Raw genomic sequence first — 12,496 nt, 5'->3', positions numbered from 1 at the left:
TCTTCTTATTTTATCATCTACAATAGGTCATAGAACACGATGGAGGTAATATTTAAATGGAAAATTCATGGCTCTATTCCGATCGTCGTCCCTTATATTCCTTGTTAGGTGCATTCGTGCTGGCGGTTGTTCATCAATATTTATTTTTTGGTCATGATCCGGCCGTCTCTTATCCAATCTTTGTTGCCTGCTTGTACGGCTACATGTATGTATTCGCAAAGGATAAGCTGCGTCCATTCACCTGGTTCGGCTGGTTGATGTTCACCGTGATTATGCTGTTGTCGTTGACCTATGTACTGTTCTCGAATGTGGTATTTTATGTCATGAATCTGCTGGTCATTCCTGGATTGTTCTTCATACATATGGCCTATTCCCTCAGTGAACGCCGTCTGGACTGGTCTGTGCTGAAGCTGGTGGGAGATGCGCTCGATCATGTGATCGTCCAGAGCCTACGCCATGTTCCTACTATCTTCCGCGTCGTGAGAAGCACGAGTGGGCGCAGTATGGATGAGGAGCATAAGCGGACACTTGGCAAAGTGTTGATCGGACTACTCATTTCGTTACCATTACTAATCGTTGTCGTCACCTTGTTATCTTCAGCGGATGGGGGCTTCAACCACATTCTCTCACTGCTGCCGAACTGGCTGGGACGTCAGGTGAGCTTCGGAGAGGGAACGGCACGTTTCTTATGGGTGATCTTCTTCGGACTGCTGTTCTTCATGTATCTGTGGGGGTTCATTGACTTCAAACGTTATGAATCGGAAGCCAAAACAGGAGATGCACTGGAGGAAAGACTGGCTGAATGGGCTGCAGATGTCGAGAAGCCAAGACTGGACCCTATCATTACAGCCACTGTGCTGATTGCGATCAATATGGTCTATGTGTTGTTCGTAGCCATTCAGTTCAGCTACCTGTTCGGGGCGGGGCAGGGGCTGCTGCCAGAGGGACAGTCCTATGCGGAGTATGCACGTAGCGGATTTCTGGAGCTCGTCGTAGTGACAGCGATTAACTTCACCATCATACTAATTGTAATGCTGCTGAGTGGAGAGGAAAAAGGTCTTGTACAGTCCATGAATCGCGTTATGCTGTATGTCCTGCTTGCCTGCTCTGGAGTCATGCTGTATTCGGGATATCAGCGTCTGCTGCTGTACGAGGAGATGTATGGGTATACCTATATACGTTTTCTTGTCCATGCATTTATGATCTTTCTTGGCTTGCTGCTAGTCATTGCTGGTTGCCGGATTCGCTGGAAGCAGATTCCTCTGGCCAAATGCTACATTGTACTCGGTCTATGCGCATATGTCTTAATGAATTATATCGGAATGGACCAGATCATTGCCGAGAAGAATATCCAGCGCTATCGTGAGACAGGGCGAATTGATGCCATATATCTGAGCAATCTGTCGGTGGAGGCGACGCCGAAGCTGATTGATTTCTCGAAGGAATATCCAGCGATGAGAGGCTACTTGCAGGACCGGTATGATGTTATGACATCGACGGGTCACGAAGGCTGGCAATCGTTCAATCTATCACAGTATCGAGCGATGCGGAATCTGGAAGAAGCTCTTGGTGAGGTCGCCTTCAATTATATGAAATAAGAGTCTCTTGGATAACGAACAACAAATAACAAATAACAAATAACTAATAACTATAAGAATATCTGACCGTTGTACGTTGCTTGGCTTCACAGCTGCGAAAAAGGACTTGATAATAATTATCATTATTGCTACAATGAGATAAGATGAATTGAAGCTATTGGATAATGAAAAAAGGAACCCTGGCAGGGGCTCCTCTTATGGAAAACATAAATGGCTATACAAGATGAGTTAAAGTCTTATTTAGCTTCGAAGGTTTTGCAGTCAGTTTGCTCAGAGTTTTTAGCCTTCTCTGGAGAGTGGCTGACAATGTAGATGGAGCTTGCGCTGCATTTGTTGTTCTCAGCCCAGAAAGTGCAGGCGTTAACTTCACACAGTACGTCTTTTGCCATATTGTTCGCCTCCTTTACGTGGTGTAATTAGGCAAGCAATTGTAGCTAGGTACAGGCAAAGCCTGTCCGAACGATCCTCCTTGTAGGGCAAGGGGGATTTTGCTATACCTGAATATAACAATATCAAAATTCACAGCAACTTGCAATCTGGAGCTTGCTACATGAATGAAGCAAGCTACGCGAGCATGGTTGCAGGGCTATTTTAAAGGTATTAACCATATTCGACAGCGATATAACTACCGAATTTTTTGATGGCAACATTTTTGAATTTCGTAACTGTTTGACTTGTGGACTCCGTAACAGTTGTGACGACATGGATGACTCCACTAAATGGAATACCTTCACTACTGATTTATTTGCGAATTTGCAGTTATATAATATATGAAGAAGGACGCCGAGAATTCGGCGTCCTTTCGTGCATTTTTAAGGCTCTTTTTAGGGCATAGTGTACGGTATGACGTATGGTTGCGTGTATTCTATGCATATATCCTATAGGAATATGAGTACGGCCAGTCCTGCCAGCAGACAGTAGATGGAGAAGACCAGCAGATTGCCCTTGGCCATAATGCCCATGAACCAGCGTAATGCAAAGTAAGAGGCAATCAACGAGCAAATGAAGGCCAATGAATAAGGCACTAGCAATTGACCCAGCATCGGGTCTTCCAGCATGTTGCGGCCCTCCAGCACCATCGCTCCGATACTGACCGGAATGTACAGGAAGAAGGAGTAGCGCAATGCCGTCGCTGGCTTCATCCCTGTGCCCATAGCTGCTACGATCGTAGAGCCTGATCGGCTAATTCCCGGAAATAGCGCCACACACTGTGCCAGGCCCACAATGATTGCATCACGGTAGCGAAGATCGTTATCCTGCTTGCGTCCTCGCATATTTCGAATCAGCCACAGCGCGATCCCTGTAATTAGCAGTGTTACGCCAATGACATTCAGGTCCTTGGAGTAGCGATCCAGCAGTCCGCCTAATAGAGGCTGGAAGATGACAATGGGGACTGTACCGACGATGACATAAATGATGAACATGAAGTCCGCACGAGCCTCAGGCTCTCTTTTTCGCAGATACAGCCAACCATTCCCAGCAATCCTTACGATATCATGACGATAGATAATCAGTACCGCGATCAAGGATGCAAAGTTAACCAGCACCTCAAAGCTCAGCCCTTCGATATGTATGCCCAGTAGATGCTCCGCAATAATCAGATGCCCGCTGGATGATACAGGAATTGGTTCGGTTACTCCCTGTAGAAGCCCCAGAAAGGCATACTTTAACAATTCAAAGAAATCCATCAGTATCTCCTCTCTCCTATATATTGGTCGGGTTAATCTATGTTACTGCCCGCTCATCTAAGTATTGTACTAAAAAAGTATAGATTAGAAAAATATAGCGATAATAGAGGTGCATTTTCTTACTGACCTAGCTGACATCTTGGGATATAATATGAGGAATATCGACAGAGAGATGATTAAGGGGGATTTTATGAGTTTGGGCAAAGGAACATCGAATACACAGTCGTCAGGGGGGGAGCGCTTCTCGTCCTTCGGCTTTATTATGGCTGCCATCGGTAGCTCTGTAGGATTGGGGAATATGTGGAAGTTCCCTTATATTACAGGACAGTATGGGGGAGCGGCGTTCTTCCTGATCTTTATTGTCTGCTTGTTGCTGATTGGTATGCCGGTCCTGCTGGCAGAGTTGTCTATTGGCCGGAGTGGTCGGGGCAGCGCGTCTTCGTCCTTCACCAAAGTTGGCGGTGGACCCATCTGGGCTCGCCTCGGAATACTGCAGGTCATTACGCCATTTCTGATTCTTTCGTTCTATGTCGTCATCGCAGGGTGGACATTATATTATGCTTTTGCTGCGTTTTCAGGTCAATTGTTCAAGCAGACGGATTTCAGTGGGCAATTTGGCAGCTTCATTACAGGTTATGGTGCGCTAGGCTTCCAGCTTGTAGCTTTAGCCATTACGGGCTGGGTTGTAGCACGCGGTATCTCACAAGGCATTGAGAAATTCAACAAAATTCTCATTCCTGGTCTGATTATCCTCCTTGTCATTCTAATGATTCGTGCCGTCACACTTCCAGGAGCGGCAGAGGGAGTAGCCTTCTTCCTCCAGCCAGACTTCTCCAAGCTGACAGCACAGTCGGCGTTGGTCGCATTGGGACATGCCTTCTTCTCACTGTCTCTCGGGATGGGGATCTTAATCACTTATGGTGCTTATGTGGATAAGAGACAGTCCTTGGGTGCCGCTTCATTGGCCGTTGGGGCAGGTGACTTGATCTACGCATTTGTTGCAGGTCTGATTATTTTCCCAACGACGTTCTCATTTGGTATCGCTCCAGACTCAGGACCATCTCTAGTATTTATTGCACTCCCGGCTGCTTTCTCGGCTATGCCGCTTGGAGCCATCTTTGGGGGCTTGTTCTTCGTATTGCTAGCCTTCGCTGCGCTCACTTCGGCGGTCTCCATATTGGAGGTCCCTGTTACGTATGCTATGGATCGTTGGGGCTGGACTCGCAACAAGGCTGTTGTCATCACTTCGGTACTAGCATTTTTGCTGGGCGTTCCGGCGGCGATGTCGCTCGGGATGGTACCTGAACTGACCTTTGGCGGCAAAGCCTTCTTCGACTGGCTTGATTTCATTACATCGAATATATTGCTTCCTGTTTGCGGATTTATTATCACGATATTTGTAGGCTACTTCTGGAAAAATGCAGGAGAGGCTGCTGGATTATCTGCGGGCTGGTTCAAAGTATGGCTGTTTATGATGCGTTACGTGGCACCAATTCTCGTCTTGCTGGTGCTTCTGCATTCTACGGGGATCATCAAGTTCTAATCCCGTCATAGTCATGCATGCTGTGCATATTGTAAAATGCGTAGAATCAAACGAAAAGTAGGGGGGCTCCAAGCCAACAAATGGCTGGAGTCACCCCTTTTTTGTGCTTCCAATGTGAATATAGAGCCTCTCGAACAACAACAAGCTTAACAGTGGTCGACAGGGGTCCTTGCTTGCAGCGGGCACTATGCGCATATTCGGTCAATGTGCTAGACTACGATGCCCCGGAGCCTAAGAACGGTTCTCCGTTTCTCCGTATGCTCAGTGGTACATCCCTCAGCTCTGATCCCAGAGCATCCTGCAGTTGGAACAGTTGCTCGCTATGATAGACGCCCTGTGGCATAGGTACACGATACAGGAGCGCTGCGATCGCTGCTGCTACGCGGGCTGTCATGGCGGCCTCACTACTACCTTGCAGCATATATTCCATGTACATCGGCTTGTTATTCACGCTACCCCGTGCATCCACCTTGACGGCAAATACAGGTTCACCCGCCCGCAGCTTACTGAATAAGTAGACAGCAGCCCGGCGCAGCGGGCCGAACCGCAGCAAACGGAATACGCCTGCCGCCCGCAGCCAGGCCAGCAGTCTGCTGACGATAGCCGAGTCCAGACACAATCGTGTGGAGACGGTCGGGATCGCAAGTGTGCGTGGCAGAATATGCTGGTCCGAGAAATTAAATCTGTAGGCGGTGTGTCGTCCCAGCGTTTGACCGAAATCAATGACTTTGCCATCCTTGAAGCTGGAGACGGTAGTCGGGACCCCTTGCTCTATGACTTCGTATTCGGTGTTCATGTTATCAATCGTCCATTCAATGGCAGCCTTGCCGTGGGAATCGCCCAGTCCAAGCATGACGGATATGTCTACTTCATGTGTCTCATCCATGTGATCAGCGGCATGCCGGCTCAACAGGTTCGTCAATCCGGGTGCCAGTCCAACGCTCAATACAGCAGTAGCACCCTGCGATAGAGCAATCGGGTGGAGGGCTTCGACCTGAGACAGGAACGCCCCATTTGCTGAAATATCAACGTAATGAATCCCCATGCTCAGACAAGCGTGAACAAATGCTGTGTCAGTCTGATCCATACACATGACAACCAGTCTGATGTTCTGGAATAGTTCCGGGCGCCAGTCGCTATGGATGTCCAGTTGTAATGGAAGTACTTGCCCATCTGTAGTAGCGCAGAATTGTTCTGCGCGCTCCATGCTTCTACCTGCTGCGAATATTTTCCCAGGATAGGTGGCTCCCAGTGCTCTGCAGATCATCTGCCCCGTATGCCCGTATCCTCCGATTACAATAATCTGATCTCTCATCCGAATAATCCTCCATTCATATAGCTGATACCGATCGCGGCTCCTACGGCCATCCCTGTGTTGCGGGAGAGTGCGATCATGCTGCCTGTAGAGCCTGCCAGCCCAGCTGGCGTATGCCTCATAATGAAACTGTTGTTGGGTGATACCGTTAATCCCATCCCGAGCCCTAGCAAAATAAGCATGCAGCTTATCCCTACAGTTGGCATGTCGTTCAGATTCAGCACTAGCACAAGAACACAAGCCGCTGTAATCGCTATTCCGATCAGCATCCACTTTCTCGGACCGTGTCGATCGGAGAGATACCCGGCGAGAGGTCCTGACACAGCGAGCATGAAAGGATAGGCGCTTAACATCAATCCAGCCGCTGAAGCTGGCAATGAGCTTCGCAGTAGATAGAACGGCAAGGCAGTTACAACCGCGTTCGTAAGCATGAATGAGGCACAGCTGACGATTAGCCCCAGACGTACAGCCGACATGCGCAGGCTTGCCACCGGAACGAACGGATCAGGATGACGCCGCTCACAGCGGTATAAAGCCATCAGGATAAATACAGCTGCAGCGGGCATGACAAGAGGATGCCAACCGAGTGAACTGCCTTGCGTAAGATTTGTGATCAGCAAGAGCATGAGGGTGATGAATAGTACGGCACCTGTATAGTCAAAGGCTTTTCGCACCTGCGTTGGTATAGCTGCGGGAATATAACGGTAGGCCAGCCAGGTAGCCAGGCTGGCAGCAGGCATATGTACGATGAATAGTGAGCGCCAGTTAACCCATTCCACTAGTAATCCACCAACAGCAGGGCCCGCCATTCCTCCCAAGGCTACTGCCGTACTGACCAGGCCGAACGCTCGTCCTTTATGGCTTTGAGGCAAATGAATACTGATCAGAGCCATATTAGTGGCCTGAAACATGGCTGCACCTGCCGCTTGCATGATCCGTGTGACTAGCAAGAGGGTCAGGTTGGGGGAGCAAGCCGCCAATATGGAGCTTATGCCGAACACAATATACCCGAGATTATGTATGGTTCGACTACCATAGCGGTCAGCAAGCTTGCCCATCACAGGCAGCAGGGCAGCAATCGCCAGCAAGTATCCCGTTGTAATCCACTGCACAGTATTCGCACCGCTATGAAAGACAGCTGCAAGATGAGGCAGGGCCATATTGACGACACCTGCTGTAAAGTGTGAAATAAATACTCCTATACAGACAGCAGCCATCATGGGGAGATAGGAAGAGGGACGTGCTATGGTGCATGATGTATTGTCTGGCTGCAACTTAATAACCTCCTGTAGCCATATAGATTTTGTTCATACATATAACGCTTTTTCTGTTACTGTTAATTTCGTTTTTTTTGTTTAGTAACTATACTATTATGACAAAAAAATAAGCTGCCAACCTGGCATCTTGATCGAATATCGTATCAGATTGAATGATATGGGGAGCGTCGTGGTCAACAGGACTCCCCGCTTATGGCGAATATTCTCCAATTTGATCTGGTCAGACTAGCGCACCCATAAACTAGTGCTCCAAAAAAGAATTAAGCTTCTCTATACAATGCTCGAAAATTTCAATCTCCTGCTCGCTTAGCTGCAAGCGTAGCTGCTCATAGAAGCGGATGTGCACCTCTTCGTGAGCTATATAGGCCTCCTTCCCTTTATCTGTCAGTGAGATCAGTACACCCCTTGAATCTGTTGGGTGCGGGGAGCGCTGGATGAGCAGCTTATCCTCTAATTTTGCCGTGAGTTGGGTCACAGCCCCCTTGGTAATTCCGAGACGGTTGGCCAGCTCGCTCATGAGCAGGTCCCCATTTGGGCCGATGGCATCAATGGTGTGAATCTCACTAGGCGTCAGAGCTCCTGCTGCACCAAAGCTGTACGGCTGTCGCTCCAGGCGGCGAAGCTGCATAATGAGACGTCCCAGATTACGGGAGCCTTGCTCGGATCGTTGTCTTCTGTCCGGCATAGGTTGATCGGTAGCATTATTGTCCATGCATTTAGTTTAGTTTCTAAACTTATAAAAATCAAGCCAAAGATTCTGACCATAGAAAATAAACATTAGAATATAGTCCCAATGCACTCACGGGAAGGTTACAATGGTTCTATAACCATGCGAAAATCAGCACCAAGGCGCTCACGAGAAGGATACAAAAGTTCCGTAACCATACGTTAGTTCCGTAGCCATGCGTGGAAGCCCCCAAGCTTGCTGTTATGCAGATGAACGAATAATATCTTCTCAACTATCTTCTGTTGATGGAACACCGCTCTTGGAATGTATACAAAATGCTCTCTCCAAGGGGTTGTTCACGAATGTAGAAGGGAAATACACATGTGGTATCAGAGAGGAAGTACATATGTGTTGTAGGAAAGGATGTACAGATGAATGCAGATTTGATCATGACAATTCTGACCGGTTGCCTTGTAGTGGCTGGTCTATTGATCTTGATATCCATAGTGCTGTATAGCTGGCGTAATGGCATCTCTCCGATGCCCTCGCCCATCGAGTCGCGGGCTGCCGTGGCTGCGGAGCTACAGCGTCTGGGTCCATATGGAACTCTCCTAGAGGCAGGCTCTGGCTGGGGCTCATTGGCGTTCTATCTGGCTCGGAATTGTCCGGGCTGGCGGATTACAGGGGTAGAGAATTCCATGGTTCCATATGCATGTGCCTGGCTGCGCCTCGGAGTCGTTAGCTTCTTGCTGTCTTGGGGCCTGCCTTCCCGCCCTGATCAATCGCTTGGGAAGCGTCTTGTATTTCGAAGGGCCGATCTGTATGAATGGCCCTTGGAGCAGACAGATGTTATCGTCTGTTATTTGTATCCTGCCGCTATGAAGCGGCTCAGTGGCTTGTTCCATGAGCGTCTATTGCCGGGAGCAATTATTATTAGCGTGTGCTTTGCCCTGCCAGACTGGCAACCAGAGCGTGTCATTGTCTGCAAGGACATCCAGCGGACAAGGGTGTACGTCTATAGAGCCTGAGTGATTCATGGGTAAGTGGCTTTTGCATAAGGGACGGCGATTGTACGGACAGAGAATTCTGTTTGGGCAGTCGTCTTTTTTGTTTCTTTTTCAATTTTGAAAATGAGGACTTAAGTTAATTTTGTTTGTTTATTTATAGATAATATTTAATTATGTCTACAAAATAATATTGACTAACTAATGGATGATGCTCATAATACGAAGGGTAACATCCGGCCGGATGAAAGTGATGATTGCGGGCTGCGCCCGCTTGGAAAGAGGTTGGTACAGGTGTTGAAGAACCGGTATGTGCTTACGGTCATTTTCTCGCGTGTATGTCTGCATTTGGGGATATGGATACGGAATTTTGCAATCTTGCTCTATGTTACGGAGCTAACGAATAACAATCCTGTCTATGTATCTGTGATCTCTATTGCTGAATATGCACCTATATTTGTATTTGCGGTCATTGGTGGGACCTTTGCGGATCGGTGGCTACCAAAGCGGACGATGATCTGGTGTGATGTGTTATCAGGCTTGTCCGCCTTCGTGGTGCTACTGACGCTGGGAACCGGCTCGTGGTACGGCTTGCTGCTGGCTACACTCGTGTCTGCGATTCTATCCCAGTTCTCCCAGCCATCGGCAATGAAGCTGTTCAAGCAGCATGTTCCCGAAGAGCAGCTACAAGGGGTCATGGCGATGTTTCAATCGCTCACTGCAATATTCATGGTCATTGGTCCTGTCGTAGGAACCTTTGTATATCAGCAATACGGAATTGTTGTCTCCATGCTGCTGATGGGTGGCCTGCTGTTCAGCTCAGCACTGATTCTGGCACAATTGCCCAAGGATACCACAGAGCGTGCTGCTGCCCGCTATGATTCGTTCATCCATGAGCTGAAGGCAGGGCTTCGGTACGTGTGGTCTAGCTCTGTCCTACGGACGCTCGGGGTAGTATTTGCCTTCACAGGCTTGGCCTCTGGGCTGATTCAGCCTTTGTCTATCTTTGTGGTAATGGAGAATTTGGGGCTGGATAAATCCGCTCTGAAATGGTTCATGATGGCGAATGGAGCGGCGATGCTGCTCGGGGGAGCTTGGTTAATGGGAATGGCTGGCAAGATCAGACCACAGACGCTACTCGCTGTAGGCCTCTTGTTCAGCACGATCGGTACGCTTGGAACGGGCTGGTCTCATAGTGTTCCACTTACGATTGTATTGCAGATGTTGAATGGCCTTGGCTTCCCATGCATCCATATCGGGATCAATACGCTTCTGCTGCGCAATACCGAAGCAGGCTTCGTGGGAAGAGTGGGTGGTACGCTAATGCCAGTGTTCACGGGGCTGACCGTTATTGGAATGTCTATATCGGGGCTGCTGAAGGTTAGCTTCTCGTTAATGGGTGTATTCGCTGCGGCAAGTCTTCTATTTCTGGTGGCAGCGTTGTGGTTGGCTCCGATGATGAGAGGAAAGGGGATGCGTACATGGGGCAGTAGCACGGAGGGCTAGAGTTAAGCAATAATCTTGAATAGCACCCATCAATCCCTTGGCTGTCCATGTATAATGGGGGAAGAGATTCGATGGCGAAGGATGTTGCCAGTATAGAAAAGTGGTGATCTGCTTGTTCAAGATTATGCTGATCGAGGACGATGTGTCCTTGTTCACAGAGATACGAGATCGGTTATCTCAGTGGTCCTACGAGGTGCATGGGGTACTGGATTATGACCGTGTGCTGCAGGAGTTCACGGTATTGAAGCCGGATCTGGTCATTATGGATATTCAGCTCCCCCGCTATGACGGGTTCCATTGGTGCAGGATGCTGCGCTCGCACTCGAATGTGCCGATTCTCTTCCTGTCCTCACGGGACCATCCGATGGACATGGTCATGTCTATGCAGCTAGGCGGGGACGATTACATCCAGAAGCCTTTTCATTTTGATGTGCTAATTGCCAAGATCCAGGCTATCCTGCGGCGTGTCTATAATTACAGTACACAGCAAGCAGAGCTGCGAGTATGGCGGGGAGCTACAATTGAGTACGGCAAAAATACACTAACGTGCGCACAAGGAAGCGTGCAACTGACGAAGAACGAGATGCTGATCCTCAAGCTGCTGATTCATTGTAAGAACCAGATCGTCGGACGGGAGGAACTCATTCGCGCCCTGTGGGATCATGAGCAATTCGTCAGCGACAATACCCTAACGGTGAATGTGAACCGTCTGCGAAGGAAGCTGGAGCCACTGGGTTTGGACGGCTATGTCGAGACGAAGGTTGGCCAAGGTTATATCGCTACGGATGAGGATTGCATATGATCCGCAGATATGTGAGAGAGAAACGTAGCTGGCTACTGCTCATTCTGATTCTGCAGGGACTAACGATATTCGTTGCATTTGTGGACGTGAGTGTTCCACTGCTGCCTATCTTATATATTGTTGGGCTGAATTGGCTCATCTGTATAGCGTTTATGGTAGTGAGATACCACAAGGAGACACGCTATTACCGTAGTCTAGAGATGTGGGATCATATCAATGATCTGGATGACCTACAGCCCGCTGATCGCCCGTTCGAATCTATAGTGCACGAGGCATTGAGCGGCCAGTCTGCACGCTACGAGACTGAGGGTGCTGTGCGTCTTCGGCAGCTGGAGCAGGAGAAGGATGAGCTGCTATCCTGGATTCATGAGGTCAAAACACCGCTGAGTGCGATGCGACTCATGCTGGATCGTGTTGGAGACCCGGAATTGAGAAATGGGCTATCTCATGAATGGCAGCGAATCCATCATCTGCTCGATCAACAGCTGCACCGGAAGCGGATTTTGTCCATAGAGAACGATCTAATGATTACCGAGACGCTACTGGAGCCTGTATTGAATACAGAAATCCGTGCTCTGCAATCGTGGTGCATGTCCAAGGGCATCGGCTTTGAACTGAATCTGGATGCTAGGCAGGTGCTGACAGACCCCAAATGGCTAAGCTTCGTATTGCGGCAGCTCCTTACGAATGCAGTGAAATACAGCGAGTCATCGGACATTCTCATCCACAGTCACGAGCGCGCTGGGCATGTCCAGCTCATGATTCAGGATGCCGGGCGGGGAATAGAGAGGCGTGATTTGCCGCGCATTTTCGAGAAGGGTTTCACCTCCTCGCGCAACCGCCAGCAGGGTGATGCGTCGGGAATGGGACTGTACCTGACCAAGCAGGTGACCGATGCGCTGCACATTCAATTGGAGGTCACGTCGACACTGGAAGAAGGCACTTTGTGCGTACTGTCTTTTCCCAGGCGCAATAGCATGATGGATATATGGGGCGTGTGACAATAATGTCACATGCTTCTTCCTTTTGTTCGGCGAAACGAGCGACAGTGGGGTGTATCACCCGTATGATGAGGGTTAGAAGGAGTTGATATGAG

At 49.0% G+C, this 12,496-nt stretch carries 11 protein-coding genes; 6 read left to right on the top strand and 5 right to left on the bottom strand.

Annotated elements, in window-relative coordinates; all coding sequences use genetic code 11:
* Positions 1-56: 56 nt before the first annotated feature.
* Positions 57-1,598: a DUF4153 domain-containing protein gene (locus tag MKX74_RS26780; protein ID WP_341180348.1), complete on the top strand. Its 1,542-nt coding sequence runs from the start codon at positions 57-59 to the stop codon at positions 1,596-1,598.
* A gap of 236 nt (positions 1,599-1,834) precedes the next feature.
* On the opposite strand, the gene MKX74_RS26775 is transcribed toward MKX74_RS26780, so the two are convergent.
* Both MKX74_RS26775 and MKX74_RS26770 read right to left on the bottom strand, forming a co-directional pair.
* Positions 1,835-1,987 (bottom strand): DUF1540 domain-containing protein, encoded by a 153-nt coding sequence (locus MKX74_RS26775; RefSeq protein WP_018883887.1) that lies wholly within the window; start codon positions 1,985-1,987, stop codon positions 1,835-1,837.
* 489 nt (positions 1,988-2,476) lie between these two features.
* A complete protein-coding gene (locus tag MKX74_RS26770) occupies positions 2,477-3,286 on the bottom strand; it encodes an undecaprenyl-diphosphate phosphatase (protein WP_341180347.1) in 810 nt (269 codons plus the stop codon).
* A 190-nt stretch (positions 3,287-3,476) separates the two neighbouring features.
* On the opposite strand from MKX74_RS26770, the gene MKX74_RS26765 reads away from it, so the two are divergent.
* Positions 3,477-4,829 carry a sodium-dependent transporter gene (locus tag MKX74_RS26765; RefSeq protein ID WP_341180346.1) on the top strand — a complete coding sequence of 451 codons (1,353 nt, stop codon included), beginning with the start codon at positions 3,477-3,479 and terminating at the stop codon, positions 4,827-4,829.
* Between the two features lie 214 nt (positions 4,830-5,043).
* On the opposite strand, the gene MKX74_RS26760 is transcribed toward MKX74_RS26765, so the two are convergent.
* From MKX74_RS26760 to MKX74_RS26750, 3 genes are all read right to left on the bottom strand, one after another.
* Entirely contained in the window at positions 5,044-6,144 is a 1,101-nt protein-coding gene (locus MKX74_RS26760) for a saccharopine dehydrogenase family protein (protein ID WP_341180345.1), read from the bottom strand.
* The gene (locus MKX74_RS26755) at positions 6,141-7,418 is read right to left on the bottom strand and encodes an MFS transporter (protein WP_341180344.1); all 1,278 of its coding nucleotides are present in this window, start codon (positions 7,416-7,418) and stop codon (positions 6,141-6,143) included. The genes MKX74_RS26760 and MKX74_RS26755 overlap by 4 nt, the downstream gene beginning before the upstream one ends.
* 244 nt (positions 7,419-7,662) lie before the next feature.
* Positions 7,663-8,133 (bottom strand): MarR family winged helix-turn-helix transcriptional regulator, encoded by a 471-nt coding sequence (locus tag MKX74_RS26750; protein WP_341180343.1) that lies wholly within the window; start codon positions 8,131-8,133, stop codon positions 7,663-7,665.
* Positions 8,134-8,537: 404 nt separating this feature from the next.
* Between MKX74_RS26750 and MKX74_RS26745 the strand changes: the two genes are divergently transcribed.
* From MKX74_RS26745 to MKX74_RS26730, 4 genes are all read left to right on the top strand, one after another.
* On the top strand, positions 8,538-9,116 hold the full coding sequence (locus MKX74_RS26745; RefSeq protein WP_341180342.1) for an SAM-dependent methyltransferase: 579 nt from the start codon (positions 8,538-8,540) through the stop codon (positions 9,114-9,116).
* 270 nt (positions 9,117-9,386) lie between these two features.
* On the top strand, positions 9,387-10,598 hold the full coding sequence (locus MKX74_RS26740; protein ID WP_341180341.1) for an MFS transporter: 1,212 nt from the start codon (positions 9,387-9,389) through the stop codon (positions 10,596-10,598).
* Positions 10,599-10,710: 112 nt separating this feature from the next.
* Complete coding sequence (locus MKX74_RS26735; RefSeq protein WP_341180340.1) at positions 10,711-11,400, top strand: response regulator transcription factor; 690 nt, start codon at positions 10,711-10,713, stop codon at positions 11,398-11,400.
* A complete protein-coding gene (locus MKX74_RS26730; protein ID WP_341180339.1) occupies positions 11,397-12,401 on the top strand; it encodes a sensor histidine kinase in 1,005 nt (334 codons plus the stop codon). The genes MKX74_RS26735 and MKX74_RS26730 overlap by 4 nt, the downstream gene beginning before the upstream one ends.
* The last annotated feature ends 95 nt before the right edge of the window (positions 12,402-12,496 follow it).

It is taken from the genome of Paenibacillus sp. FSL K6-1230, assembly GCF_038002385.1.
Classification (GTDB): domain Bacteria; phylum Bacillota; class Bacilli; order Paenibacillales; family Paenibacillaceae; genus Paenibacillus; species Paenibacillus massiliensis.
This window is presented reverse-complemented; position numbering and strand designations above follow the sequence as displayed.